This is a genomic window from Shinella zoogloeoides, from assembly GCF_033705735.1.
In the GTDB taxonomy this organism is placed as follows: domain Bacteria; phylum Pseudomonadota; class Alphaproteobacteria; order Rhizobiales; family Rhizobiaceae; genus Shinella; species Shinella zoogloeoides_A.
In genome coordinates this window covers 1,019,325-1,044,035 of sequence record NZ_CP131130.1, presented here as the reverse complement: position 1 = coordinate 1,044,035, position 24,711 = coordinate 1,019,325, and the positions used below count along the sequence as shown (strand labels likewise).

The 24,711-nt window shown below is 59.5% G+C and carries 41 protein-coding genes; 37 read left to right on the top strand and 4 right to left on the bottom strand.

The features are described 5' to 3' along the window. Positions 1-5 precede the first annotated feature (5 nt). Positions 6-668 carry a hypothetical protein gene (locus ShzoTeo12_RS05255; RefSeq protein WP_318911503.1) on the bottom strand — a complete coding sequence of 221 codons (663 nt, stop codon included), beginning with the start codon at positions 666-668 and terminating at the stop codon, positions 6-8. A 312-nt stretch (positions 669-980) separates the two neighbouring features. Further along, positions 981-1,355, bottom strand: coding sequence for a hypothetical protein (locus tag ShzoTeo12_RS05250; RefSeq protein WP_318911502.1), 375 nt, complete (start codon positions 1,353-1,355; stop codon positions 981-983). 54 nt (positions 1,356-1,409) lie between these two features. On the opposite strand from ShzoTeo12_RS05250, the gene ShzoTeo12_RS05245 reads away from it, so the two are divergent. From ShzoTeo12_RS05245 to ShzoTeo12_RS05080, 34 genes are all read left to right on the top strand, one after another. Further along, positions 1,410-1,754: a hypothetical protein gene (locus ShzoTeo12_RS05245; RefSeq protein ID WP_318911501.1), complete on the top strand. Its 345-nt coding sequence runs from the start codon at positions 1,410-1,412 to the stop codon at positions 1,752-1,754. Between the two features lie 17 nt (positions 1,755-1,771). Then, positions 1,772-2,149 (top strand): hypothetical protein, encoded by a 378-nt coding sequence (locus ShzoTeo12_RS05240; RefSeq protein ID WP_318911499.1) that lies wholly within the window; start codon positions 1,772-1,774, stop codon positions 2,147-2,149. Positions 2,150-3,450: 1,301 nt separating this feature from the next. Then, on the top strand, positions 3,451-3,729 hold the full coding sequence (locus ShzoTeo12_RS05235; RefSeq protein ID WP_318911497.1) for a hypothetical protein: 279 nt from the start codon (positions 3,451-3,453) through the stop codon (positions 3,727-3,729). Continuing rightward, on the top strand, positions 3,722-3,982 hold the full coding sequence (locus ShzoTeo12_RS05230) for a hypothetical protein (RefSeq protein ID WP_318911495.1): 261 nt from the start codon (positions 3,722-3,724) through the stop codon (positions 3,980-3,982). The genes ShzoTeo12_RS05235 and ShzoTeo12_RS05230 overlap by 8 nt, the downstream gene beginning before the upstream one ends. A 14-nt stretch (positions 3,983-3,996) precedes the next feature. Further along, on the top strand, positions 3,997-5,322 hold the full coding sequence (locus ShzoTeo12_RS05225; protein WP_318911492.1) for an AAA family ATPase: 1,326 nt from the start codon (positions 3,997-3,999) through the stop codon (positions 5,320-5,322). Further along, a complete protein-coding gene (locus ShzoTeo12_RS05220) occupies positions 5,319-6,266 on the top strand; it encodes a PD-(D/E)XK nuclease-like domain-containing protein (RefSeq protein WP_318911491.1) in 948 nt (315 codons plus the stop codon). The genes ShzoTeo12_RS05225 and ShzoTeo12_RS05220 overlap by 4 nt, the downstream gene beginning before the upstream one ends. Beyond that, positions 6,263-7,501 (top strand): hypothetical protein, encoded by a 1,239-nt coding sequence (locus ShzoTeo12_RS05215; RefSeq protein WP_318911489.1) that lies wholly within the window; start codon positions 6,263-6,265, stop codon positions 7,499-7,501. Before ShzoTeo12_RS05220 ends, ShzoTeo12_RS05215 begins: the two co-directional genes overlap by 4 nt. Positions 7,502-7,512: 11 nt before the next feature. Next, positions 7,513-8,058: a peptidylprolyl isomerase gene (locus ShzoTeo12_RS05210; RefSeq protein ID WP_318911488.1), complete on the top strand. Its 546-nt coding sequence runs from the start codon at positions 7,513-7,515 to the stop codon at positions 8,056-8,058. Next, positions 8,055-9,011 (top strand): DNA polymerase III subunit epsilon, encoded by a 957-nt coding sequence (locus ShzoTeo12_RS05205; protein ID WP_318911486.1) that lies wholly within the window; start codon positions 8,055-8,057, stop codon positions 9,009-9,011. The genes ShzoTeo12_RS05210 and ShzoTeo12_RS05205 overlap by 4 nt, the downstream gene beginning before the upstream one ends. Next, a complete protein-coding gene (locus ShzoTeo12_RS05200) occupies positions 9,008-9,253 on the top strand; it encodes a hypothetical protein (RefSeq protein ID WP_318911485.1) in 246 nt (81 codons plus the stop codon). The genes ShzoTeo12_RS05205 and ShzoTeo12_RS05200 overlap by 4 nt, the downstream gene beginning before the upstream one ends. Beyond that, complete coding sequence (locus tag ShzoTeo12_RS05195; protein ID WP_318911483.1) at positions 9,253-9,450, top strand: hypothetical protein; 198 nt, start codon at positions 9,253-9,255, stop codon at positions 9,448-9,450. The genes ShzoTeo12_RS05200 and ShzoTeo12_RS05195 overlap by 1 nt, the downstream gene beginning before the upstream one ends. Beyond that, complete coding sequence (dnaN, locus tag ShzoTeo12_RS05190) at positions 9,450-10,565, top strand: DNA polymerase III subunit beta (RefSeq protein WP_318911482.1); 1,116 nt, start codon at positions 9,450-9,452, stop codon at positions 10,563-10,565. The genes ShzoTeo12_RS05195 and dnaN overlap by 1 nt, the downstream gene beginning before the upstream one ends. Before the next feature lie 3 nt (positions 10,566-10,568). Then, positions 10,569-11,417: a hypothetical protein gene (locus ShzoTeo12_RS05185; RefSeq protein WP_318911480.1), complete on the top strand. Its 849-nt coding sequence runs from the start codon at positions 10,569-10,571 to the stop codon at positions 11,415-11,417. After that, entirely contained in the window at positions 11,414-12,307 is an 894-nt protein-coding gene (locus ShzoTeo12_RS05180) for an FAD-dependent thymidylate synthase (protein ID WP_318911479.1), read from the top strand. Before ShzoTeo12_RS05185 ends, ShzoTeo12_RS05180 begins: the two co-directional genes overlap by 4 nt. Beyond that, positions 12,304-12,675, top strand: a complete 372-nt coding sequence (locus tag ShzoTeo12_RS05175) for a hypothetical protein (RefSeq protein WP_318911478.1) — start codon at positions 12,304-12,306, stop codon at positions 12,673-12,675. The genes ShzoTeo12_RS05180 and ShzoTeo12_RS05175 overlap by 4 nt, the downstream gene beginning before the upstream one ends. Further along, positions 12,668-13,318 carry a hypothetical protein gene (locus ShzoTeo12_RS05170; RefSeq protein ID WP_318911477.1) on the top strand — a complete coding sequence of 217 codons (651 nt, stop codon included), beginning with the start codon at positions 12,668-12,670 and terminating at the stop codon, positions 13,316-13,318. The genes ShzoTeo12_RS05175 and ShzoTeo12_RS05170 overlap by 8 nt, the downstream gene beginning before the upstream one ends. After that, positions 13,318-13,914 (top strand): hypothetical protein, encoded by a 597-nt coding sequence (locus ShzoTeo12_RS05165; RefSeq protein ID WP_318911476.1) that lies wholly within the window; start codon positions 13,318-13,320, stop codon positions 13,912-13,914. The genes ShzoTeo12_RS05170 and ShzoTeo12_RS05165 overlap by 1 nt, the downstream gene beginning before the upstream one ends. Next, positions 13,911-14,345 (top strand): hypothetical protein, encoded by a 435-nt coding sequence (locus ShzoTeo12_RS05160; RefSeq protein ID WP_318911475.1) that lies wholly within the window; start codon positions 13,911-13,913, stop codon positions 14,343-14,345. Before ShzoTeo12_RS05165 ends, ShzoTeo12_RS05160 begins: the two co-directional genes overlap by 4 nt. After that, a complete protein-coding gene (locus tag ShzoTeo12_RS05155; protein ID WP_318911474.1) occupies positions 14,342-14,590 on the top strand; it encodes a hypothetical protein in 249 nt (82 codons plus the stop codon). Before ShzoTeo12_RS05160 ends, ShzoTeo12_RS05155 begins: the two co-directional genes overlap by 4 nt. Before the next feature lie 44 nt (positions 14,591-14,634). Beyond that, positions 14,635-14,790, top strand: coding sequence for a hypothetical protein (locus tag ShzoTeo12_RS05150; protein ID WP_318911473.1), 156 nt, complete (start codon positions 14,635-14,637; stop codon positions 14,788-14,790). Beyond that, on the top strand, positions 14,787-15,461 hold the full coding sequence (locus ShzoTeo12_RS05145) for a hypothetical protein (protein ID WP_318911472.1): 675 nt from the start codon (positions 14,787-14,789) through the stop codon (positions 15,459-15,461). Before ShzoTeo12_RS05150 ends, ShzoTeo12_RS05145 begins: the two co-directional genes overlap by 4 nt. Beyond that, positions 15,458-15,919: an RNA methyltransferase gene (locus ShzoTeo12_RS05140; protein ID WP_318911471.1), complete on the top strand. Its 462-nt coding sequence runs from the start codon at positions 15,458-15,460 to the stop codon at positions 15,917-15,919. The genes ShzoTeo12_RS05145 and ShzoTeo12_RS05140 overlap by 4 nt, the downstream gene beginning before the upstream one ends. Next, complete coding sequence (locus tag ShzoTeo12_RS05135) at positions 15,916-16,101, top strand: hypothetical protein (RefSeq protein WP_318911470.1); 186 nt, start codon at positions 15,916-15,918, stop codon at positions 16,099-16,101. Before ShzoTeo12_RS05140 ends, ShzoTeo12_RS05135 begins: the two co-directional genes overlap by 4 nt. After that, complete coding sequence (locus ShzoTeo12_RS05130) at positions 16,098-17,204, top strand: ATP-dependent DNA helicase (protein WP_318911469.1); 1,107 nt, start codon at positions 16,098-16,100, stop codon at positions 17,202-17,204. Before ShzoTeo12_RS05135 ends, ShzoTeo12_RS05130 begins: the two co-directional genes overlap by 4 nt. Next, the gene (locus tag ShzoTeo12_RS05125; RefSeq protein WP_318911468.1) at positions 17,201-17,620 is read left to right on the top strand and encodes a hypothetical protein; all 420 of its coding nucleotides are present in this window, start codon (positions 17,201-17,203) and stop codon (positions 17,618-17,620) included. The genes ShzoTeo12_RS05130 and ShzoTeo12_RS05125 overlap by 4 nt, the downstream gene beginning before the upstream one ends. Next, the gene (locus tag ShzoTeo12_RS05120) at positions 17,617-17,823 is read left to right on the top strand and encodes a hypothetical protein (RefSeq protein ID WP_318911467.1); all 207 of its coding nucleotides are present in this window, start codon (positions 17,617-17,619) and stop codon (positions 17,821-17,823) included. The genes ShzoTeo12_RS05125 and ShzoTeo12_RS05120 overlap by 4 nt, the downstream gene beginning before the upstream one ends. A 296-nt stretch (positions 17,824-18,119) precedes the next feature. Further along, positions 18,120-18,992 (top strand): DUF5131 family protein, encoded by an 873-nt coding sequence (locus tag ShzoTeo12_RS05115; RefSeq protein ID WP_318911466.1) that lies wholly within the window; start codon positions 18,120-18,122, stop codon positions 18,990-18,992. After that, entirely contained in the window at positions 18,989-19,567 is a 579-nt protein-coding gene (locus tag ShzoTeo12_RS05110) for a J domain-containing protein (protein ID WP_318911465.1), read from the top strand. The genes ShzoTeo12_RS05115 and ShzoTeo12_RS05110 overlap by 4 nt, the downstream gene beginning before the upstream one ends. Before the next feature lie 2 nt (positions 19,568-19,569). Beyond that, positions 19,570-20,010, top strand: a complete 441-nt coding sequence (locus ShzoTeo12_RS05105; protein ID WP_318911464.1) for a hypothetical protein — start codon at positions 19,570-19,572, stop codon at positions 20,008-20,010. After that, on the top strand, positions 20,007-20,396 hold the full coding sequence (locus ShzoTeo12_RS05100; RefSeq protein ID WP_318911463.1) for a hypothetical protein: 390 nt from the start codon (positions 20,007-20,009) through the stop codon (positions 20,394-20,396). Before ShzoTeo12_RS05105 ends, ShzoTeo12_RS05100 begins: the two co-directional genes overlap by 4 nt. Continuing rightward, positions 20,383-21,114, top strand: a complete 732-nt coding sequence (locus ShzoTeo12_RS05095; RefSeq protein WP_318911462.1) for a hypothetical protein — start codon at positions 20,383-20,385, stop codon at positions 21,112-21,114. Before ShzoTeo12_RS05100 ends, ShzoTeo12_RS05095 begins: the two co-directional genes overlap by 14 nt. Next, the gene (locus tag ShzoTeo12_RS05090; RefSeq protein ID WP_318911461.1) at positions 21,111-21,638 is read left to right on the top strand and encodes a DUF1643 domain-containing protein; all 528 of its coding nucleotides are present in this window, start codon (positions 21,111-21,113) and stop codon (positions 21,636-21,638) included. The genes ShzoTeo12_RS05095 and ShzoTeo12_RS05090 overlap by 4 nt, the downstream gene beginning before the upstream one ends. Next, positions 21,631-21,900 (top strand): hypothetical protein, encoded by a 270-nt coding sequence (locus tag ShzoTeo12_RS05085; protein WP_318911460.1) that lies wholly within the window; start codon positions 21,631-21,633, stop codon positions 21,898-21,900. Before ShzoTeo12_RS05090 ends, ShzoTeo12_RS05085 begins: the two co-directional genes overlap by 8 nt. Continuing rightward, positions 21,893-22,207, top strand: coding sequence for a hypothetical protein (locus ShzoTeo12_RS05080; protein WP_318911459.1), 315 nt, complete (start codon positions 21,893-21,895; stop codon positions 22,205-22,207). Before ShzoTeo12_RS05085 ends, ShzoTeo12_RS05080 begins: the two co-directional genes overlap by 8 nt. 11 nt (positions 22,208-22,218) lie before the next feature. Here the strand turns inward: ShzoTeo12_RS05080 and ShzoTeo12_RS05075 are convergent, their stop codons facing one another. After that, a complete protein-coding gene (locus ShzoTeo12_RS05075) occupies positions 22,219-22,473 on the bottom strand; it encodes a hypothetical protein (RefSeq protein WP_318911458.1) in 255 nt (84 codons plus the stop codon). Positions 22,474-22,794: 321 nt separating this feature from the next. Here ShzoTeo12_RS05075 and ShzoTeo12_RS05070 point away from each other — a divergent pair, with 321 nt between their 5' ends. The 3 genes from ShzoTeo12_RS05070 (at position 22,795) to ShzoTeo12_RS05060 (ending at position 24,273) form a co-directional block, all read left to right on the top strand. After that, the gene (locus tag ShzoTeo12_RS05070; protein ID WP_318911457.1) at positions 22,795-23,013 is read left to right on the top strand and encodes a hypothetical protein; all 219 of its coding nucleotides are present in this window, start codon (positions 22,795-22,797) and stop codon (positions 23,011-23,013) included. Positions 23,014-23,567: 554 nt separating this feature from the next. After that, positions 23,568-23,960 carry a DUF4326 domain-containing protein gene (locus ShzoTeo12_RS05065; protein ID WP_318911456.1) on the top strand — a complete coding sequence of 131 codons (393 nt, stop codon included), beginning with the start codon at positions 23,568-23,570 and terminating at the stop codon, positions 23,958-23,960. Then, a complete protein-coding gene (locus ShzoTeo12_RS05060; RefSeq protein ID WP_318911455.1) occupies positions 23,953-24,273 on the top strand; it encodes a hypothetical protein in 321 nt (106 codons plus the stop codon). The genes ShzoTeo12_RS05065 and ShzoTeo12_RS05060 overlap by 8 nt, the downstream gene beginning before the upstream one ends. 16 nt (positions 24,274-24,289) lie before the next feature. On the opposite strand, the gene ShzoTeo12_RS05055 is transcribed toward ShzoTeo12_RS05060, so the two are convergent. Then, positions 24,290-24,544 carry a hypothetical protein gene (locus tag ShzoTeo12_RS05055; protein ID WP_318911454.1) on the bottom strand — a complete coding sequence of 85 codons (255 nt, stop codon included), beginning with the start codon at positions 24,542-24,544 and terminating at the stop codon, positions 24,290-24,292. Positions 24,545-24,711 lie beyond the last annotated feature (167 nt).

The following is a 24,711-nucleotide window of genomic DNA, read 5'->3' as shown; positions in this document are numbered from 1 at the left end:
CCAATTCACTTCTGCGCCCTCACCTGCACGATCCACGGGCGATCGCTGGCCCCACTTCGGGGACAGCCTATGATCTTGACCATCTTCTTCTTCTCAAGTCGCTTCATAACCGAGCCTACGGTGACCGTCAGGCCGGCGGCCTTGGCGATGGACCGACCCAGCATTTTCGCCCTGCCACTCGAGTCCATTGCCTGACAGAGCACGTTCATCACCAGGTTCTCGTTTTCCTTGCCCGGGCGCTCGCGCTGCGGCGCCTTCGGCAATGTCTCGAGATCGACCTCGTCAGACATCACAAGGTCGAAGAGTGTGGCGTCGTTGAGCTTGAAGCCGCTGCTGTCTCCGGCGCCCCGCATGGTCGTGATGAACAGGCCAAAGGGCGCGATCTTCTTTCTGACGTGGACCATGAAGACATCGATGACCCGCATCTCCGGAGGATCATCGAACTCATCGTGGTAGACGAACTCGTAAATGGCACGCTTCGTTTTCGGCCGCCCGTCGCTCAGGACCGTCAGCAGGCGCGCCTGCTTGAAAGTCAGATTGAAGCGCATCTTCACCGACAGAACCTTGTTGTCGGATCCGGCCGTCTTCAGAGAGTCGACCATCGCTTCCAGGTCGTTGATGCGGGCAATTAACCGCTCCTTCGACCAAGTCTCCAAGTTCGCTTCCATGCACGCCCGCTATTGCATTCGATCTGTTGCGACGCGCGCGAACTGATCGCACCTAGCGGCCAGCGGCCGCATTAGGCAGAGTATTCTCGCCGGCCCGCTCTACGGTAGGGACACCAGCCCGAATACGATTATGATGGGGAACCCGAACGAAGCGACGATTGAAACCCATCGCATTGCATTCGTGAAGCGCTCGGATCTCACCCTGGATAGGATCGTTTGGAGCATTTCACTGCATCCTTGAGAGCCTTCATCTTCGATGCGAGCTGGACTCGCTCCTCGTGCGAAGATGCCGTTGCCAGCAGTTCTCGCCGCTTACTGCGGACGGCCCACGCTGACGCTATGGCTCTCCATGCCGCTTTGAACAGACGCATTAATTCGCCCTCTCGCGTTCTGGATAAGCTTTTCGATTTCGCCGATCTGCTCCTGGTTCTGGACCGAGAGCTCCTCGAGTATCTGCACCAGGCGCTCGTAGTAATGGAGGTGGATCGTCACCTTTTTCCGGTGGTAGAGCTTGTGCAGCCAGGAACCGAAGTTCCCGCGTCGCTTCAGCGAGTTCAAAGCCTCGCCAATGTAGACCTTGGTGTTCCGCTCCAGTTTGACCGCCGCTTCACAGAGAGTGAAAGCCCGCTCATAAGCGTCTTCCGGAGACGTTCTGGCTTGTCGAATTTGGCAAACAGTTTGTCCCATCCGGCAACTCCTTTCCGCTACTTGTTAGACACGCAATGAACGGAAAGGACGCAGATGACCGACTATTCGCCCCCTGAATTGCCGACCTCCTCAGGCCGGAACAACATCCTTTTCCTCGTGAGTACGGGGATCCTCAAAGAAGTAGGCATCACTCCATGCGATGCCCCGCTGCTTGGCTGCGTCCCGAATTCGTTTCATTGCTTCGATCTCCGGGAAGAACTCTCCACGATCCCACCGGGACACTGTCGCCTGGTGGACACCAGCAATGTCGGCGAAATCCTTTTGGGAGGCCCCGAAGACGACAGTTCGAATGTGCTTCATGGTACTCATGATTTTGATCAATATGCGAATTCGCATCTTTTGTCAATGTGCGAATTCGATTTTTCACAATGCGTATAAGCATGTATGGTGTCGCCATGACCAACGATCACTACATTCTTCAGATCCTGAAAGAGATAAAGGCCGCTTATGAGGCCGACGGCAAAGGCGCCGTCTACAAGCGCATGGGCGAAGATTCAGGGATCGATCCGAACAACTTCAGCAAATGGCTCTCCGAGGGCAAGCGCCGGAGAGACAATCCGCATATCAGCAATGCACCGGCGATCTTCGCACTCTACACCAAAGCTACAGGGAAGCCCCTCGATTTCCCCGTGATCACGAAAGACCAGGATCCATCGATCCGCCGAGTGATCGCCGCCATGGACAAGCTGGACAGCACGCAGCGCGAAAATATCGCCAACCTCGTCGAGGCCTACGCCAAGGTAAACCCGCCTACTCCGGGTGCCGGCACATAAAGAGGCCGTCATTGGTGGGAAAGACAGTGATCTCCCATCGCCCGCCATGCTTCCGAGCCAACGACTCCGAGAGCTTTTGGGCATAAAAATCAACGTCGTCGTCGCGCGAAGCGGCACACGCCACGGTTGGCGCGATCACGGCAAAGACCCCTAGTGAGGACATTGATTTCAGGATTTTTCGTCTTGTTTCCATGTCGGTCTCCAGCTCGGACAAATTGGATCAAAACATGAACATTGGCAATACACCTAGGTAAATTTTCCTGTTTTTTGATTCTTCAGCAACCGATCAGCGACTCACACCGCGGCGCCACAATTCTCGATAAACTCTTCAGCCGCCTATTATTTTGCAGCTCGAGATCCGCAAACTGTTCGCGCTGCAAACTATTTCAACCTTGGATGCCGATGGCTCTTGCAACTGATGCGGAGTCCAATATCGACTCTTCTCCATAAGATTTTAGGAAAATTTACATAAACCTCTATCAGCAACGACTAGGCTTCTAGGAAACGAGGCAGACCAATCCCTATGGGGCCGGTAGACCCGACCCATAGGAACTGCACGTCCAGCACTCGACTGAGTGTTCTGAGGTTTCCGCGCATCCCCGGCACGCCATATGTCGGCGCTTACCTGTCCGGTTCATGATCCGTTTCTATAGCCCCAGGAAGGCTGATCACGCGCAGGGTTTCGGATCCCCTTTGTGCTTGCGCGTCCCTTTCGCCTGATTGCCGGCGAACCGCTTGCACCCCCAACCTGCACACTTCACCAAGACGACGGCTCTCAGGTGCCCCAAAGCGTCATGGCTAGAAACACGGGTATCCCCGGGCTTCGTTCGCAAAATTCAAAATGGGAGATTGAAACAAAGAGAGAACACCAATATAGTTTCCCTCACTGGATCAGCCTCAAGCACTCACTCCAGTCCGACCTCGGGACGCTACAACGTCGCCGGGGTCTTTCTTTTTCAGCGATTCACACCGCGACATAGAGACAATCACCAAAATGCATCTGCGTCAACGCATTTTCTGCTATTTCGCATATTGACATAAGATGCGTTTTCGCATATTCCATAATCATCGACGAAATTGATCGGCTGCGGCCCAGCCAATCCACTCGGATGAACCAATGTGGGGACTCCCCTCAATTGGAGGCATTGAGGAGGCGTGTCTTCAAGTAGCAGCAGCGCGGTGCGCGCGGACTATCCCAGTCTAATCGACTTTTCGGAAACTGATCGTTTCCAGACGAAAATGCTCCTGGGCAAGAGCATCACAAACCGCCCTCCCCGAGTTCAAGACATTGAGGTTGGCTCATGGCCATTAACGCGGTCTCCGTTCAGGAGGCATTCGCGCAGGGAAGCTCGTGGCTGCAAATGGCTTCTGTCGCGGCCTTCCATGCAAACTTGGCGGCCCAGAAGCAAAAGGCGGCCGGTCGATCGCACCAGAACCTTCCTGCCTGGAAGGTGAAGCGCCTGAAGAAAGAACACGAAGCGGACGTCGCTCGTCACCACGCCTATGTCACTCACTTCTTGGCAATTGCCGAGGAACTGAAGCGTCGCGCGCTCGGACAGCCTGGAGCGGCGCGTGGTTGAGGCGCTCCGGCGGGTAGCGCGGAACATCCTTGCGGCGCTCATTCATGTGGATCCTCTTGAAGCTTTCCCGGGTGACGACCAGGCCGACCGGCGAGAACGCTTTCGGGGAAACCCGCACCGGGAATTTCTAGCCTGCTCTCCTGACGAACAGCGAGCGATCGCCGAGATCCTCGACCGATCGCTAGGCCCCGCCATCGTCGAGCTTTGCGTGCTCGTCGAGGAAGACACGAAGCGCCAGATGCGCGCTCAATAAGCACGAACGGAACGATGATGTCCGAAAAAACCTACAAGATCGTCCAGCTGCAGACGGAAAATGTGAAGCGGCTGAAGGCGGTTTCCATTACTCCAAGCGGCCGCATCGTCGAAGTCACCGGCAAAAACGGCAACGGGAAGAGCTCGGTCCTCGACAGCATCTTCTATGCCATGGGTGGGGTAAAGGAGATCCCCAACCAGCCCATTCGCACGGGCGCCGACAAGGCGAAGACCGAAATCAATCTGGGCAGTTTGACCATCCGCAGGACCTTTACTCGTCAGGAGGACGGGTCCTTCTCGACGACCCTCATCGTCGAGAGCGAGGAAGGTGCCCGTTTCACCTCGCCCCAGAACATCTTGAACAAGCTCATCGGCGATCTGACGTTCGACCCGCTCGAATTCACTCGGAAGAAGCCGGCCGACCAGTTCGAACTGATGAAGCGCTTTGTACCTGATTTCGATTTCGAAGCGGAAGAGCAGGTGCGCAAACAGGCATTCGAGCGCCGAACCGACGTGAACCGCACCGTCCGCGATTGGAAGTCCCAGATCGCCGGCATCACTGTGCCCGAGGGGACTCCCTCGGCCGAGATCGATATTTCGGCGCTCACGGAAGAACTGCAGAAGGTCGGCGAATTCAACGCTGACATCGAGACACGGCGCGCCAACCGGGCACGCGTCGCGGACCAGGCGGACCAGTGGGAGATCGAAGCTCGCAATCTGGACGCCAAGGCCGCCGAACTGCGCCGACAGGCCGACGAGGCTGAGCAACAGGCGGCGGAGCGTCGCAAGCAGGCCGAGGCCAATCGCCTCCGCCTGAAGGAAGCCGGGGACCTGCCAGAGCAGCAAAGCGCCGACGCGGTCCGAGCCAAGATCGACGCCGCCAATCGAACGAATGCCGATGTCCGGCTGCTTCTCCGGCTGAACGAGTTGCTCGATGCCGTCCGCAAGGCCGAGGCCGAGGCTGACCAACTGACGAAGGACATTGAGGAGAGCAACAAGCGCAAGCTGCGGGCAATTGAGAAGGCTGCGCTGCCAGTCTCTGGTATCGGCTTCGGCGACGGGTTCATCACCCTAAATGATGTCCCCTTTGACCAGGCTTCGACGGCTGAGCAAATCCGCGCCGGCTGCGAAATCAGCATGGCGGCCAACCCGCGCCTCCGCGTGATCATGATCCGCGAAGGATCGCTCCTTGATGAAGACTCCATGCAGGTCGTCGCGAATCTCGCCGAGAAGCACGACTATCAGGTCTGGATCGAAACCGTGCAATCCGACAGCCCTGGCGCCGTCGTGATCGAGGACGGCCTCGTGAAGCAGCCCGTCGCGCTCGAGGCGGCAGAATGAGCAGCTATCTCGATTTCCAGCCAGACGAATTCGGCATCTACGAGTATGTGCCCGGCGTCATCGTCGATATTCCCTGCGCAATTCGCAACATGCCGATGTCGGTCTATCACGGACAGCCCTGCGTTGGCCCGTCGATCAGTTCCAGCCAACTTCGGACGATCTTCTCCCAGAGCTTGAAGCATTATTGGGACAAGTCGCCTCTCAACCCTGACCGGGAGCCATTCCAGGATACCGAGGCGACGATCCTCGGCCGGGCTGCGCACCATCTGTTTCTCGGCGAAGCGGATTTCAGCAAATATTTCGTCGTCTCGAAATATGCGGAGTTCCGCAGCAACGAGGCGAAGGAATGGCGCGCCGAGCAACAGCTCAATGGCCTGACGATCCTCACGGCAAAACAGGTCGAGTGCATCAAGGGAATGGCCAACAGCCTAATGCTGGAAGAGCCAGTTCGCGGCGGTATCCTCAACGGCCACGTCGAGCTTTCGATGTTCTATCCCGATCCGGAGACCGGGATTTGGGTGAAGTCCCGCCCGGACGCTGTGCCGAACGACGCCGACGGCGCCGACATGAAATGCGTTGCCGATATCTTCGACGAAGGCATCTCTCGTGGGCTTGGGGACCGCGGCTACCACCAGCAGGCCGCCCTCACCTTCGAGGCCGTGCGTCACGTCTTCCATCGATCGATGGAGAACTTCTTCCTCGTTTATGTGGAGCAGAAGCGCCCTCACTGCGTCCGCATCAACACCATTCATCCCGACGACGTCGCCGACGGCATCGTCGAAAATCAGGCGGCGCTGCGCCTTTTCGCGCGCGCGCTCCAAACCAACGAATGGCCCGGCCCCAAGGGTGAAGGTGGAGACGGCAGCTTCGTGCGCCGGACTACCTGGACACGCGAGTGGGCAAAGCGTCGCCTCAAACAGATTGAACAGGATCTCTCGCAATGAACGTGAATGAAATTGCACCTCCCAGTGAGGCGGAAGTGTATCGCCCGTCGGCGGCGATCAATCCAGAGCGCCTGGAATATCTGTGGTCGCTTGCCGAGCGGATCGCCAATTCCAGTCTAGTTCCGGAGACGCTTCGGACCGAAGGCAACAGCAGCAACAAGAAGGCCCTGCCGCGCGATCAGATCGTCGCGAACGTCTTTGCGGTCTGCGAGCAAGCCGATCGCTGGAACATGTCGCCCTTCGCCCTCCTCCAGTGCGCCGCGATCGTTCACGGGAAGCTCGGCTTCGAAGGCAAGGTCATTTCCGCGGTACTCGAAGCCAACTTCGGCATCGTGCTTCACCACTATTTCACCGGCGACCCGACGTCCGACGATTACCGGATCTATCTCTGCGACCAGCCGCTTCCGGATGATGTTGTGGCGAAGCTCGGCCCCGGCATTCGCGTGCCCGGCTACCGCATCATGGATGGCGCGGTCAGCGAATGGAAGACCACTGGCAACGGCTCGCCTTGGCGCACGGCGACCTACAGCAAGATGCTTGTCTACCGCGGCAGCCGGGAATGGGCACGTATCTACAAGCCGGCGGCCATCATGGGTGTTCTCGGCGACGACGAACTGCTGGAGCTAGACCGAGATCGCCGAGCCAATGCCGCGCGTGATGTGACGCCCTCGCTCGCCACCCGCTTTTCTTCGACCTCGGGCGAAGGCTTTAACCCAGCGGACGTCCGCCGGATCGCCTCCGGTGCCTTGCCGATGGACAAGATCGACGGCGGGACGGGAGAACTCGTCGACGCGGGTGCCGCGTCCCTGGCGGTGGCCGCAGGTGCGAATGCTCGAGATATGTCGGCCCGCCAGGTCGACGGGGCTTCCCATGTCCAAAAGGACGGGAGCCCCACCAATTCATCGTCCGTCTCGGGCGATGACAAGGCCAACGGGGGCGCGCGCCCCGCATCCCCGTCCCAGCGCGCTCCCGTTGGCATCTTCGACGAGTTCTCTACCGCCCTGCTTCGCTTCGCCGGCACGGGCAATGGAGAGGAGGCAGATCGCCAGAAGGCCTCCAATGCAAGCGATTCCTTCTGGGCGGAAAAGGGCGGGAAGCCCACGCACCCGTCGGACATCGACCTCTGTAAGAAAATCATCGGCGCCCATCTGCAGCGCATGTCCGGCAACAAGTCGACGGACGCTGTGAAGCGGGACGTCAAAGCCGCGATCGAACAGTCGTTCAACGGCCTCTGAGCACAAACGCCATGACGAAAGGTTTCTTCCAGGTGATCAAAACCATCGATAATTCCGAGAATGCCATCGTGATGGAGACCACGAAGGGCAAGGTTCTCATTAAGCTGCTGCCTGAGATCGCGCCGAGCCATGTCGCCCGCATCAAGGAACTGGCGCGCGAAGGCGCCTATGACGGCGTCGTCTTCCACCGCGTGATCGAGGACTTCATGGCCCAGACGGGCGACGTGAAGTTCGGCAAGCAGGGCAGCGCGGATTACAATCCCGGTCGCGCAGGCATGGGCGGTTCGGATAAGCCGGACCTCAAGGCCGAATTCTCCAACATGAGCCATGTGCGCGGCACCTGCTCCATGGCGCGCAGCCAGATGCCGAACTCCGCCAACTCGCAGTTCTTCATCTGCTTCACGGACGCGCCCTGGCTGAACAAGCAGTATTCCGTCTGGGGCCATGTGGTGGAGGGCATGGAGGTGATCGACGCTATCAAGCGTGGTGAGCCCGTGCGCGATCCCGACAGCATCGTTTCGATGCGCGTGCTCGCCGACGTCGAGGTCGCAGCATGAGAAGCGTCATCCGTGTTATCGACCTCGAAACGGGACCGGATCCCCTCGGCGCCGAGCCGGGGATCGTGGAATACGGCCACACTGATGTGTGGACCGATCAACATGACATGCTCGGTAATCCATTCGACTGGCGTGTCGGCCAGATGCCGGATGACAGCACGACCACACTGGTCAAGCCCTACGGACCAATTCCTCCGGAAACCTCGGGAATTCACAACATCACCAACGGTGACGTTGCGAGCGCCCCGTCCTGGGAAAAGGTGGCGCCGTTTGTCACCTTCGTCAACAGCCCGTTCAAGAAGATCGTTGCCCTTGCGGCCCACAACATCGAGGCGGAGAAAACGCTTATTGGCCGGGCCGCCGGCGATCTGCCGTGGATTTGCACCTACAAGGTTGCGCTCCGTCTTTGGCCGGAGGCCGCGTCGCATTCCAACAATGCGATCAGGTACTACCTTGACCCGGATGGCCTGGACCCGGCCCAAGCGTGTCCCGTTCACCGCGCGCTGCCTGACTCGTACATCACAGCCTTCACTCTTCGGGAAGCGCTCAACGCCGGCCATTCGTTCGAAACACTGATCAAGTGGACAAACGAGCCGGCTCTCCTGCCCCGCTGTAAGATTGGCAAGTGGCGCGACTACGGCGGCAAAGGAAAAGGCACGCCATGGTCGGAGGTCGACAGCGGCTTCCTCTCCTGGATACTCACCAAGGACTTCGACGAGAACACGATGCACACGGCCAGTTTTCATCTCGCCCAGCGCGAGATCGACCAGCGTAACGCTTGGGAGCTCGATGAACTGAACCGCCAGTATCGGAAGAACGGCATGCCCGAGACCGAGCGGTTCGAAAAACCGGACGAGGAGAAGCCCTTTACCGATTTCTCGCACACCAAGTCCGACCAACGGGAGCACCCGAAGCCGACTGCTTGCGCTGACACCCAGGAGTTGCCGCTTTGAAATACTTCATCGTCAAATACGTTCTCTCCACCGGGAAAATCGAGGAGGCGGAACTCGAGCCCTCGTCCGGCGACCCCGCTTACCTTTACGACATGAAGCGTGGTTTCAGTGGCTTCAAACTCGGGCGCGACGCCTTCGCAACGCGCGAAGAGGCCGTGCGGTACATCAACGAGACCTTGATCCCCAAGAAGATCAAATCGCTCCGGAAGTCGATCGCCAAGCTCGAGGGGATGAAGTTCTGATGCGCCTCCTCTCTCTCTTCTTCGTGGTCTGCTCATCGATTTCCGGCCTGTCCTTCGGGCTAGCCCTCGTCGCGGCATGGGTCACCCACGTCATCGTCTGCATCAAGGCCAGTGCCTGGGTTCTCCTCGCATTCGGCTGCATCGTCGCCCCAGTGGGCATCGTCCACGGCGCCGGCGTCTGGTTTGGAGTGTTTTAATGAAATTCACTATCGAAAAGTCTGTGATCGCCAGGGCGATCTCGCACGCAACCGGTGTCGTCGAGCGCCGTAATACGGTCCCCATTCTCTCCAACGTCGCGCTGATCGCCGCCGACGCATCTCTGACGATGCGAGCCTCCAACCTGGACCTGGAGATCCATCTCACCGTCCCTGCTCAAGTCTCGGTTGTCGGCGAGACTACCGTGCCGGCACAGTTGCTCAGCGACATCGTCCGCAAGCTGTCCTCTTCGGAGGTGAGCTTCGACCTTTCGTCTGACCATTCCACCATCTCGGTCGGCGCCGGCCGGTCGAAGTTCAAATTGCAGTGCCTGCCCTTCTCCGACTTCCCCTATATGGGCGTTGGTGAGTTCTCGCATTCGTTCTCCATGCCGTCGGCTCAACTCAAGACGCTGATCGCCCGGACAAAATTCGCGATCTCGACCGAGGAGACGCGCTACTATCTGAACGGCATCTTCATGCACACGGTCGACGACAAGGGACAAAAGGTGCTCCGAGCGGTTGCAACGGATGGTCACCGCCTCGCTCGCGCCCAGACCGACGCGCCGCCAGGTTCTGGCGAGATGCCCGCAGTGATCGTCCCGAGGAAGACCGTCGGCGAGTTCGAGAAGGTGCTCGGCGACGACGAAGCCCACATCGATGTCTCGGACACGAAGATCCGTCTGCGATGCGGCGACGTCATCCTGCTTTCGAAGCTCATCGACGGGACCTTCCCTGACTACGGGCGCGTCATCCCCACGCAGAACAACATCGTTGCGCTCGCTGACACCGACGCGATCCGCGCGGCGACCGATCGAGTGGCGACCATCTCCAGCGAGCGCGGCCGCGCCGTGAAGATGACGTTCGCGGAGAACAATCTCCATTTGGAGGTCACGAACCCCGACTCGGGTAGCGCCGAGGATGACGTCGCGATTGACTTTCCCGACGACCAGCCGCCGCTGCAGATCGGCTTCAACGCCAAATACATCAACGACATCCTCGTGAATGTTCAATCGAAGCGAGCGCGCATCAGCCTCGCGGACTCTGGAAGCCCGACGGTGATCCGGGACGAAGAAGGGGAAGAGACCCTCTACGTCCTCATGCCGATGCGCGTCTAGCGCATGAGACTGCCGGCAAGGTTTCCGGCGAACTGCTTCATCGTGGCTTTCGGGGCAGCAATGCTCGGCCAAGGGACCGTCAAATTCACGCGGGATCGCCGCGGGAACCTGCACTCCTATTGGCTGGATCGCCGAGGCATCGCCAGAGAATTCTACACCAAGGGGGCCAGCGCCTGGCCTCTTTGGAAGCGAGCTTTTCGGATGGGCGAGATCCGTCGCTGCCCTTCCTTGGACGCCACCAACGCGCGCCGAGACGCGCTTGAGGAACGCAAGAAAATGAAAATCTTCAAGGCAACGCACGAACGTCGGAAGATCGTCGTCATCGTCAACGGCTACCCACGCGCCGGCAAGGACACGTTCGTCGAGTTCGCCGGCAATTTCTTCGCATACATGGGCTGGGGCGCCTACTCTTCCAGCACTGTTGATTTCGTGAAGGCGATCACCGAGGCGGCCGGCATAGCCGAAGAGCCCAAAACGCCTGAGAAGCGTGCGCTCTGGGCGGAACTGAAGACCGCGTTCGAGAAGTACGACCGGTTCATTTCCCGGCGGACCGTCGCGGAAATGGAGCACGCGATGTTCCAGTCGGCCCGAGCCGCACAGATCGGCTTTATCTTCGCTCGGGAGCCCGACGCGATCAATTTCATGAAGACGCTCGTGAAGGACTGCGAGTTCATCACAGTCTTCGTCGACCGGCACGATGCCGAGACCGTGACCTCGAACGCCGCGGACATGGGCGTGGAAGACTTCTCCTACGACTTCGTCATCAACAACCATTCCGACCTGGCCGAATTGAAGCTCGCCTCCGAGCGCTTCGTCCATGAAGTCATTGCCATGAAAGGTCCCCGCCAGTGACCACCGTTTCCGCCAAGACTGTTCTCCGCTCGCGTAACGCCTCGGCGCCGGACAACGTGCTGTCAACGCTGCTGCTGCGCTATCCGCGGTTCATCCATGCCGAGTTCATGACGCATCGGGCACTCAGCCGGAACGCCGCGAGCAGCCGGGCAATCCCAGTGAAGAAGATCATCGACGACATCCTCGCCGATACCGCCATGCCGTTGCATTGGGGCGCCGACCAGCGAGGCATGCAGGCGTTCGAGGAATGTTCAGCGAAGGTGCTCACGCCGATCGCAGATTACCGCACTCGTGAAGAGGCATGGTATGAAGCGCGCGATTACGCCATTCGGATCGCGCGGGCTTATGAAGAGGCCGGCTATCACAAGCAGGTCGTCAATCGCCTGCTTGAGCCTTTTATGCACATCACCGTGCTCGTGTCGGCGACCGAGTGGGACAACTTCCTTGAACTCCGCGATCACAAGGATGCCGAGCCGCACATTCAGATGCTCGCCCGAGAAATCCGGAAATGCCTCGATCAAGACCCAATTCAGACGCTTGAGCCCGGAGGCTGGCATCTTCCATTCGTGAACGAGCGCGATCTCGCTGAGCTTCCGTCCGAACGCTGGCTAGACTACGCTAAAAAGCTATCCGTCGCCCGGTGCGCCGGCACTTCCTATAAAACGGTCGACGGCTTCGATATGACAATCGAGCGCGCGGTCAAGCTTCACGACAAGCTCGTCGGCAGCCGGCCGATGCATGCGTCACCCTGCGAGCAAGTTGCTCAGGCCGATGCCGGTAGCAAGATCGGCTACCCCGGAGACTACTACATCCGCTGGGAGAATGAGCGCGAGCACGCCAACTTTGTTGGCTTCCGTCAGTACCGTCACCAGTTGGGCGTCGCGGCATGAGCACCAGAGTCGATGATTCATGGGCCGCTGGCGCCCAGGCTGACCAATGGGACGAAGCCACGCGCGGGAAGAAGATGTCCGACGCCACAGGCCGCGTCATCTTCAAGTACCAGATGCCAGTTCTCGAGCGCTTCACAATGAAGCTCCCCGCCGGCGCCGAAATCATTCGTGTCGCTGATCAGGGCGGCATGTTCTGGCTGTGGGCGGTTGTTCGCACGGACGTGCCTGACGAGACGCGGACGTTCTGGTCATTCAAGTGCGGCGGGAAAATGCCGGACGATGTCGAGCTTCGCTATGTGGGGTTCTGTGCGGTCTTCGTGCAAATGGAGCTCGGTCTCTACATCTTCGAGGAGATCACCCATGCATGAGCTCTACGGAAAGCCCCCGTGCGACCTCGGCCGCATCGAGCTCGAGCCGAGGGAGATGATGTTCTGGCTGTACTGCCCGATCAAGGTGCCCACCGCGCCCATGGGGAAATTGGAACTGCACTATCCGGCCAATCTCGCCCAGTTCGAACCGATCGTTGATCGGGCGGTGCGCTCGCTCGCTGGCGACTTGGCGCCGTACTATATCTATCTCACGGCCAAGACTCTCTGGGTGACCGCCGACAACCCCGGGAACCGGCCCGGCTGGCACTCAGACGGCTTCCTGACCGACGACCTGAATTTCATCTGGTCGAATTGCAACGGCACGCTCTTCTGGGTGCCGGAACAGAGGGCGGCGTTCACCCAGGACCACCACGATTCGCTGGCAGAAATGGAAGCTGCTGCGGAGCAGGACGTCGCGCACCACCGCGTCTATCCCGATAAGCATTTGCTCCTCCTGGATCAGTACGTGATCCATCGTGTCGCAGATGTGAAGCAGCCGGGCATGCGCACCTTCGTCAAGGTCTCATTCTCGCGCCACAAGTACAACCTTGTGGGCAATTCCATCAATCACGCCTTGCCCCTGCCCGCCGACTACGTCGAGCGAACGGCGGAGCGAAACCACCCGATCGGGAGCGCAAACTGATGGAACATGCCCCTATCGAGGCGATGCTCGAGAACTCGTACCGCAACTTCCATGTGAAGGGCTTCGACTACCTCTGCCTATTCCGAACCCCGGAGTGGACAAGGAAGGTCTATTTCTTCGAGGGAGATCTCACGAGGCTGCCGGAGATCGTCAATCCGCACGACCATCGGTACGACTTCGACACCACCGTCATCACCGGCGCCATCTCCAACTCCTATTACAGCGAGGACCCGGCCGGCGACGTCTACGAGGAGTTTGAATGGCGGACTCCCCTCCTCGGCGGCGACGGATTTCTTTGGAAGCGAGAGACTCGGCTTCTGGAGGAGCAACGTTTTGTGCTGCGCCGCGGGCAGTCGTACCGCATGACGACCGATCAGCTCCACACGATCCGTATGCATGCCGACCGGACGATAATTCTTCTCGACCAATGGGCAGACAAGGTGCCGGCGGAACTGCCCACGAGGACGTTCATGCATACCAAATCAGCGCCGCAAACCACGGGCCTCTACGACCGCTTCACGGCCGATCAGCTCATGGCGCGCCTCAGCCAGTACGAAGAGGCCGCTGTCGGCCTGAACGACATGGTGGCGGCATGATCTATCCTCATCTCCCGAAGCTTGCCTTGTCGATCCTTCAGCCTTGGGGCCACTCCATCATCCACCTAGGCAAGCCCGTCGAGAACCGCGACTGGTCGACCAAATTCCGCGGCGAGATCGCAATCCATGTCGGGCAAAAGAAAGACATGAGTCAATGGCGGAGCGCGCTCCAGACGTATCGCTATGCCGGCGCCACGTTGGAGCAACTCCACGCGTTCCCTCATTTCAAGGACCTGCAGACAGGAGGCATCATCGGGACAGTCGAGATTGTCGACGTCGTCACGGAGATGAACAATCCTTGGTTCTTTGGCGACTACGGTTTCGTTCTCGCCAACCCGAGGCCGGTCGAATTCATCAAGGTAAGGGGTGCCCTGGGCTTCTTTGACTGGAGAAAACAGTGGGAGAAGGACAGTGAGAGGATCTCAGCATGAACGACATTCCAAGCATTTGCGAAGACACCCGCGAGATCGATTCCATCTGGTTCCCCGGTGAGGATGCTGGCGGGTTCTGGGTATCTGCGAACGCCGCGTCCCCCCATAAGTGTGACCGCATCCGCGCATATTCCGAGAACGGCCAGTGCGCGCCAATTCCCTTCTTCGCTGTGATCAAGGGCGACCAGATCGTAGCTCGCATCCCGGCCCACATGGTCGAAGTCCGTTACGCGGTGCCGAAATGAATCTAAGCAAAGTCATCTGTGATGTCTGGGGTGGGGAGAGGAACATGGATCATGTTGCTCGTTTCATCCTGCCTCTTGATGAGGCCCTACCGTGGGCAAAGAACGAACTAGAGGCAGGCTTTCTCATCAATCTCCGATCCGATCTCGCATGGAGACGCTACGAAATGTTCGATCTGCGGGCAAAGGAGCCTGTCCAGTGAGTGACGTCGCTCCGGTAGCAATACCCAACATCCTGTTCCTCGATCTCCACACGAGCGGCCTCTACCTTCGCAACGAGTCGATCGACAGTTCTCAGCAGCCGTGGGCGCCATACATGGCCGCGATGCAATGCAACGATGCCGGCCAGGTGATCAACCATTTCTCCGCCTACATGAAGCCGGATGGCCGGATGGTGAAGGGTGGTGCGCTGGAGAAGCACGGGATCGACCACAAGGCCTGTGGGCGCCTCGGGATCCCAGAGTCGCGCGCGCTCGGCATTCTCTCCGATATGCTGAAAGTCGGGCCGTTCGAATCGCACATGAAGATCGTCACCTACGGCGACATGGATCGCATGGTCGTGGCCAGCCTGTTCGCGCGCTTCGCCATTTCCCTCAACAAGCCCTCGAGCACGTTCGATCGCTTGTGGCTCTCGCGGCCGCTGACGACATTCGTCGACCTTCAGAAGCCCTATGCGCAGCAGATCTGCAAGCTCCCGAGCGAAGTCGAGACATCGACGGAATATCGGTGGCCACGTTTCGAGGAGGCTTGCGAGGTGATCCTCGGCCGCCGTCCGGGCGAGCACCGCGATAGCCTGGAGGATCTTCTCCTCCTCAAAGACATGTATTTCGCTCTTCAACGGCGCGGCTTTTTCCCGGAGGTGCACGCAGCATGAGAGGATTCGCAGCAATCGGCCTTCATCGGCCAAAGGATCTCCATAACATCGGCGGAGTGCTTCGCGCTGCGCATGCATACGGCGCCAGTATGGTGGCCATATCTGGCGAGCGCATCAGGAGCGATGGAATTCGCCATGCGGCCAACACGAGCCAAGCCCACAAACACATGCCCGTGCAGCGCGGCGAGTTGCGAGGCCTCATTCCGTTCGGCGCGACGCCGGTCGCGGTCGACCTTGTGCCGAACGCTGTTCCCCTGCCCGACTTTCAGCATCCCCAGTCGGCCTTTTACGTTTTCGGACCAGAGGACGGCACACTAGGAGCCGCGATTCTGGATTGGTGCCCTCTTCGGGTGATGGTGCCCACCGCTATCTGCATGAACCTCGCCGCCGCAGTGAACGTGGTGCTCTACGACCGCCTTGCCAAACAGATGGCCCGAGCCATCAAGGAGGCAGCGTGAACCTGACACCGCAAGAGCAAGAGGTCATGGACGGCCTCGTCGCGACGTGGAACGCCTTCCTGCGCTTGCCGATCCATCACAGCGACGATGTCTCTGAGTTTCGGCACGGCATCCACCGTTTGCAGGAGAAGATCCTCGCGCGGCCGGCAAGGAAGACGATGAACGAACGGAGTTGGATTTGAAGTTCTCCCCCCAGCAGGCAGACGCCATCGACGCCGTGGCCGAATGGTTCAAACGTCATGAACGCCCGATCTTCCGCGTCTTCGGATATGCCGGCACCGGCAAAACCACCCTCGCCCGGCACTTTGCCGCCTCAGTGAAAGGATCGGTTCAATACGCAGCCTTCACGGGCAAAGCGGCGATGGTGATGAAGAAGAACGGATGCACAGGAGCCAGCACCATCCATAGCCTGATCTACAAGTTCGAGCAGGACGAGGAGACCGGCATTACCCGCTTCCGCCTTCGGCCGCGGTTCGAGTTGGAGAAGATTAAGCTCTTCGTCATCGACGAGTGTTCGATGGTGTACGAGGAACTCGGCAAGGATCTTCTCTCCTACGGCATCCCCATCCTGGTCCTCGGTGATCCGGGCCAGTTGCCGCCGGTCAATGGGGGCGGCTTCTTCACGAACCATGATCCGGACGTCATGCTCGAGGAGATTCACCGGCAGGCGGCCGACAACCCGATTGTCCGTCTCGCGACGGATGTGCGCGAAGGACGGAGACTCGAGCGGGGCGATTATGGGGCTGTGCGCATTATCTCGCCGAAAGAGGTTGATCCCGAACTCGTCACCGGCGCCGATCAGGTGCTGGTTGGCGTCAATCGCACCCGCCAGCGATACAACGCCCGCCTTCGGCAGATTGCCGGGTTCAAGGCCCAGCTACCGGAAGTCGGCGATCGCTTGGTGGCGCTGAAGAATGACCACGCTCTAGGCATCCTCAATGGTGGCCTCTGGGAGGTGCTTGAGCTCAAGCCGCGCCGGCGTGGCGCCGTGAACGACCATTGCCTGAAGATGATCGTCAAGTCCTTGGATTTCCAGGGCACAGAAGCCAAGACAGTCCGCTGTCGCCAGGAACTGTTCCTCGGCAAGGGCGACGAGGTCGGCTGGAAGGAGTTGCGCGGGACGCAGCAGTTCGATTTCGGCTACGCGCTCACGGTACACAAGGCTCAGGGCTCGCAATGGGGTAACGTATGCCTGTTCGACGAAAGCCATGCCTTTCCCGAACGCGGGCGACACCTCTACACAGGCATCACGCGCGCCGCGGAGCGCCTGACAATCGTAGCATGAGAGAAGACGTCAACTGCGAGGAGTTCCTCCAGTTTTGTCGCCAGTACGGAGAAGAAATTTCGACTGCCATCCTGGAAGACATCTGCTGCCTCGTGGATGATCGAGAATGGCCCTATCGGTTCCGTCGGATGAGGCACAAGTCTCATGATCGGGAGGGTAACAACCTGACGATCACAGGAACCCTGATCTTCAGGGCGCGGGCTTGGATGTTCAAGGTCCGCAGCGGCAACTGGAACGGGACCGAAGTGCGCGAATGGGAGCAATGCTCCCTCGGAACATACAAGAAGCTGCCCGGCCAATCGGCCTGGCTGTTCGCACCGATCGAAGCGGTCATGGTGGACATGATCGTGAGGAAGATGGTGCCGCAGATGTCGTCGCTCTTTGACGCGATGATGAATCCTCAAGGAAAACGATGAAGCTCAAGCTTCGGAACTTGAAGAAAGGCGACCATCTCGAGGTTCGCTTTCGCACCCACGACAACTCAATCTGGCACCCGGCCGAAGTCGATCAGATCAATGCCGATTTCATCTGGGCGCGGTACGCCTCCGGTCATGTCAGGAAGATCCCGCGCGATAAGCACGAGGACTATCGCCTATCGCCGGTGAAAGCCTATGCCTGAGCGGATCGGTTGCTGTGTTCCCTTTTGCCGGCGCACTCGGAAGCCTTGGGAGAACATGGGCGAAGACCCTGAGTTCATCTGCGGCAAGCATTGGCGGATCGTGTCCAAGACGCTCCGCCGGCGCGATGCGCGCCTTCTGCGTCGATACCGCCGCAAATTCGGGAACAATCGTCCGTGGCAGTACGCGGCTGGGTCTCCGGAAAGGATTGAGGCCGTCCGGATAGTCAGGCTCCTGCAAAAATCGTGGGAAGCCTGCAAGCGCCAAGCCATTGAGGCCGCAGTGGGGATCAATTGATATGGCCGAAGTGTCAAAGATCGGGTGGACAGATGCCACCGTCAATTTCTGGTGGGGCTGCACTAAGGTCGGCCCTGGATGCGATCACTGCTATGCGGAGACGCTCAACAATAACCCACGATTCGGCGGAACACAGGTGTGGGGCGCCGGCGCGCCGCGGCGCCGGATCAAAGGCGCCGGCAGCCTCCTCCGCCGCCTCCACCGGAATTCCGCTGCCTTCGCGCTGAAGCACGGTCGCCGGCAACGCGTGTTCATGCAGTCGATGTCCGATACCTTCGATAACGAGGTGGACGATGCATGGCGGATGGAGGCGCTGGAGGAGGCCGAGCGCGCGAGCGGCGTCAACATCCAGCTACTGACCAAGCGCGGGCCCAATGTCCCAAAGATGGTGCCTCTGCACTGGCGCACGGGCCAGTGGCCACGTCACATCGGCTTGATGTTCACGGTCGTCACCCAGGCTGAGTTCGATCGAGAAGCCGAGCGCCTGCGGCGCCTGAAGGCCGAATTTCGCATTCCGTGGGTAGGCCTGAGCGTCGAGCCACAGATTGAGCCGATCGACGGTCGTTACCCACCGTCGCTATATCCAGATCCCCTGCCCCGATGCTGCAGCGGCCATGATTGTGGCTGCATGGGATTGCCGACGGTCCCGCCAGCATTGTTCGGCATCGACTGGGTAATCGCCGGATCGGAGAGCGGTCGCGACCGTCGACCATTCCATCATGACTGGGCGCGCAGCCTCCTTTCAGATTGCAGGTTCGCGAACACCGCCTTCTTCCTGAAGCAGCTTCCCGGCACCGGTACCCAACCTATTACCGACGTCGAGAGCTTCCCAATTGACCTTCGCGTCCAAGAATTTCCGAGGGCTCTTCAATGACCGCAACAGCATACCCCCTCACCTGGCCTCAAAACATGCCACGAACAAAGGGCCGCGTTTCGTCTCGCTTCAAGACCGGGCTGAACGCGGCGATAAAGAACGTGCGCGGCGCGCTGACTCTGTTTGCCAACGACAGCGGCAAAGCGGTGAAAGACATCGTGATCTCGTCGAATGTCTCCCTCGGCGTGGACAAGCCTTCCGATCCAGGCGTCGCCGTCTGGTTCACATGGGACGGCCTTTCGGTCTGCATCGCAGTCGACCGCTATCCCAAGGTCGAGGACAACCTGCAGGCCATCTACATGATCATCGACGCCCGCCGGACCGAGCTTCGTCACGGCGGCCTCAACATCGTCCGCGCGACGTTCACCGGATTCGCAGCCTTGCCGGCGCCGGCAAGGAAGTCCTGGCAGGAAGTTCTACGGCTCACCAACGTGCCCGGGCACAACATCGACCGCGAGATGGTCGAGCAGGCGTTTCGCGAGTTGGCGAAAGGCGCCCACCCTGATCGGGGCGGCTCGGAGACAGCGATGGCGGAGCTGAACATCGCCCGCGATGAAGCGCTGAAGGAGTTGTGAGCATGGCGATGCGCATCAATCGTGACATTACAGCATTCGACACCTCCCGCCGGGCAAAGGAGTCGAAGGACGTCCGTGATTCGCGGCACCTCGCCTGGATCCGGACCCTTCCGAGCGTAGTCAGCGGCCGCCTCGGCTGCGAAGCCGCCCACATCAGCTTCGCGGATCGCCGTTTCGGTAAGCCAGAGCGCGCTCGGGGGAGGAAGGCCGGCGATGACTGGGTGTTGCCGCTGACTGCCGAGGAACACCGCACGGGCCCGGAGGCGCAGCACCGGACGGGCAAGGAGCGTGAGTGGTGGGAAAGCCGGGGCATCGATGCCACGACTCTCGCGACGCGTCTTTGGGCCGTCTCGGGCGACACAGAGGCCGCCATCCGCATCATCAATCAGGCAAAGTTGATGGCCGCTGAGATGCGCCGCCATTGGAAGGCAGGTCCAGCATGACCACCCCCGTATCCGCCATTGAGAAGGCAATGCGCGATCACATCAAGGTCGATGCGACCGGGCTTTCTCCCGCAGTCGCTTCTGCATACGTCGTCGGCTTTGACGAGGCGGCAAAAGCTGTCGCCGAGATTATCGCCCGTCAGGCAGAGGCGTTGCAGCGAGAGAATGCGGAGCTGCGGAAGACACTGGCCGGCGATCACGAGATCAAGCCGCTTTCCGAAGACCGGTTGGACGAGATCCTCGAATTCCAAGAGCGATTCAAAATGCTTGGGGGAGCCGGCGATACGGCGTCACTCGACTGGGCAACTCAATGTGCGCTCATCAATGAAGCTGTCCTGTCCTGTCGCGCCCGCGCACTCCTCGGAGGTGAAAATGCAGGTAACTGACAAGATGTTGAAGGCACTTCGCCGCGAACTCAAAACCTTTAAGCCCGACGATCAACTTCGCCGCGCCCTCACCGCCGCCCTATCAGAGCAACAGGCAGTAGAGATGAAGGCGCGACCGCTGGAGTGGACAACGGAGCAGAAAAGCGGGTTCACCATCCACGTTGGCCGGGGTCTAGGCCTCAAGTACGAGGCTTGCATCAAGGCGTATTCGCCCGGGTGGGTGGTTACGCTTGGGCAGAGCGACGTTATTTTCGATGTTGCGGAAGCCGACGAAGAGAATGCCAAGGCCGCCGCCCAAGCCGACTACGAGCAACGCATCCGCTCCGCCCTTGTCGATGTGCCGGCGGTCGAGCCGGATCAGCGCCTATACGACGGTACGAAGCCGATGGCAGACGGCGGCGACACGCCTATGACTGCCGCCGAAGAGGTGCTGGCGTGGCTTCTGGTCGAGAAGATCGGCGTCCCTGATGACGTATCATATTCCCCGGACCAGGCGCAGGAAATCATAGTTCGTCAGTTTTCCTCCCCACCCCTCTCCCGAGAAGGAAAGGATAGCGCAGAGGTGGAGCGGATCATCACCGATCTTCGCCATGCCGCTTCCGGCCTCGCGGATCGATTGCAGCAAACCCACGCCATCGACAACGCCATTGCGTTCCTAGCTGCCCTCGCCGCCACGCGCAGCGGTTCCGCCACTATTCAAAAGGGGTGCGCCGAATGAACGATCTATTCCAATCGTCCAGCGCCTCCGTCTCACCGTGCGGGCGCTATCGCTATGGCCTGACCCGCCAATGGTCTGACGGTCTTATGATGGGCTTCGTTATGCTCAACCCGTCAACGGCGGACGCTGATCTTGACGATCCGACCATCCGCCGTTGCATAGGTTTCGCCCGCCGCGAAGGCTGCGGCGGGATCGTGGTGGTCAACCTGTTCCCGCTTCGCGCCACCGATCCGGCGCAACTATGGGCCACGCGCTATCTTGAACGGTTCGGCCCCGACAGCGACAATGAGTTTCAGCGACATTTGCGCATGATGACCGGCCCCATCGTGGCGGCTTGGGGCGCAGATGGTGACAGCCAGGGCGGCGATGCTGTTGCGTTGATGCGGCACTATCTCGGTTCCCGTTTGGTCTGCCTCGGCAAGACCCAGCAGGGCGCACCACGGCACCCCCTCTATGTTCGAGGCGATGCACCATTGATCCCCTTCTCCTTCACCACAAAAGCAAAGGGAGGGGACCATGTTTAACCCCATCCTTGGCACGATCAACGGCCTTCGCATCCATGAGGTAGACAGCATGGTCGTCTACGTCGGTGAGGACTGGTCAAAGGTCCGCTCGCCCGGCCGTGCGCGCCGCCGCCGCCGGAAACACCGGCAGAACATCACCGCTCTTTACGAACCGGATGGCAAGTACCTCGTCGATCAGGTCCGAGGCGTCATCTATTGCCACCCGGCGATGGCCCGCAAGTTGATTGCGGCCAGCATCGCTTCCGGAGGCGACCATGGCTGAGTTCGTCATTCATAAACAGAAGCTGCCGATTTTCACCTCGTCGGAAGATTTAGTCATCTTCGCCCCATACGGCGCTCGCGTCCTCAAGATCAGCCGACAGTTCCCGACCGATCAGACCCCGTACGTATGGTACGCTTGCGATCCGCAGCAGCCAGACGAGGCCATGCTGATCCATGTTTTTGGTACCGGGCAACACGTCCCGGTGGCTCTCTTGGATGGCTACCTCGGGACCGAAATTTTCCACAACGGACAGCTGGTGCTTCACTTCTTCCGCCCCCCCAGCAAACCATCTGGAAGTAGCGAATGAGAGTTTCGGCCCTATCGATCAGCCTCAATCTGCCTCTGGATCGCTTGAAGTGCGATGAACTCCTCGGGGGAGATGGTCTGCTCGCCGTTGGAGGTGAAAACAGACTTACGGTGCATCCGCCCATGCGGGTTTTCATCGACTATCATGGCCATAACGATCTCAAGGTTATCGTCGTAGTCAAACGTCCCCTGGGAATGAACCCAAGTGAAGATCGCCCTATTCTGACGGTTTTCTTCGTAGAATTCCCGCATGCTGGAAAGGGTCACGCTAACGTCCTCCTAAGCCCTCTGGCATCAAGCGCTATCGCCCGCATAGGCGACGCAACAGGACGGGATTACCTTTCATTCTTCCCGAGGGCAACGTGCACCTGACCCTCAGCGGTGGCCGTGCCAGTGCCCATCCACTGCACCAGGTGCTTGAGGCGATCCGCGCCAAACAGACCGCGAAGCCCAAGCATTCCGGGGCCGGCCGTAGGCCAGAAGATTGGCCCGGCTTGTGGCGGCACCCGCGGCCTCGGGACATATTTCCCGGGCGGCCTTTCGACTATCTGCGGAAACTGCCCCACACTGCTTCAATTGGAGACAACGATGGCTAACCGCCCCGATCTGATCGATAAAATCAACCGCCTTCGCGACCATCTGAACCTGCTGGCCCTAGCAGCGCGGTCGCTTGATGACGCCGACACCTCCAGTGCATTGCACCTCGGCATCTCTGAGGCGAGCATGGTGGCCGATGAGATTAAAGCCATGTTGGTGAATGACACCGGCCGCATCACCGCGTCATCTTCTGGAGGCGGCGATGGCTAGAACCACCGGTGACCGGCGCCTAAACGATAACCAAGTTTTCGCCTCACAGCGCCGAACTGACCCGATTATCCGCATCGGGGCGAGACACGCTTCTGGATCCATCTGTGCCGCTGATGTCGGAGCAACGAGGCATTCCGCAGTTGGTGGGCGGTCCACCAAAACGTCCTATCCGGGCAGCTGTGAAATCTTCATCGGAGGAGGTAGCTCGATTGTCACCCCCGCAGCGTTTCAGGCCAAACCTTTCCCTATCCTCGCAAGGAACCTTCGCGAGTTCCAAAGCCTCGCGATCTTCACGCTGCTGGCGCTCGCGCACCGGGTCATACATCAATGTTCCGCACGACGTGAGAAAATTGGCGGCTGCGAGCGTCATCCCGACAGCAAGCATGCGAGACCGAGAACTCATCTGCAATTCCCTCCAGGACGCCACAAGTTAATCGTGCATCCGCGAGCCCACAAGTGCCTAAAGACTACTACCGACGCTGGCACCGTTATTTGTCGCACGTGGCTAAACTTTGCCGAAGCGCGCGACGCGAATGAATCGAAAAGGCATCCCGATGAGTGAGCCAGTCCGCATTCAGCTCTCCCGCGCGAAGGGCTTCACTCTCCAAGCCGCCTCGCGGGAAATCAACGGGCTGCCCGCAGTTGTGGTCGCCCGCCCCACTGAATGGGGCAATCCTTTTGTCGTGGGCGAACCGATCGATCGTAAGCAGGCAAAGCGATGGGGATGGTGGCCGTTGAACCAGCCGGATTATGTCGCTCCCACGCAGGAGGCGGCCGCGCGCCGATTTGGAACCATCCTATGCCTCGATCCGGCCATCCATCAGCATGTCCGCGACAATCTAGCCGGCAAGAACCTTGCGTGCTGGTGCTCGCAAGACTCGCCTTGCCATGCGGATTACTTACTGAAGATCGCCAACAGAAAGCCGACGGGAGGCGACGGTGGTTAATCAGGAGCCGATGTTCCCCATCCTCAACGATCCGATCATCAAGTGCATCCCGTGGGCGGCGATTGCCCAGCACGAGAAGCAGGCGCAGCGCAACCACAGCCAAACGCTCCGCAGGCTCGCCGATCGCGGTGGTCTCAGCATCCACGAGGCCTACCACGTCATCAGGGGGCAAGAATGGCCACGCGGCTTCAAGCGTAGCCAGGTGAACGACGCTCTCTATCGGCAAGCATTGATGAAGCTCCTGTATGAATTCGAGAAGGCGCGCTCCGAAGCTGCCAGCAGACCGATCGGAGACAATCCTGACTGCTTCTGATCCGAATCTCGCTCGATCAGGCCTTCATCACTTCGATGAGCGCCTTCGCCAGCACAATCCCATCGGTCAACTCGGCTTTGCCGGCAGGATCCAGGGCCTTGATGACTGCGATGAGCTTCTCGATGATGTTGGTCAGTTCACGATAGTCCACCACTCGAAAGCCGGCGTCTTCGAGATCGTTGATGACCTTGCTGGCGGTAATGTTCGGCGCCTCGCTAAACCCTGCGAGGGCGTCGATAATCACTTGCCGAGCATTTCCTGGAAGGATCATGAGATTGCATCCGTGAATGAAAGCTCAGTAGCAGGTGAGACGAATATTTCCAATCGAGTCCATTCCGCGCCCAACACACGATGCGGTCGGCACGGGACGAGGCCTACGATACTTCTCCGGGTGAGCTTTTGCATCAGCCTCGATTGCCTCCCATCGCTCTCTTTGCT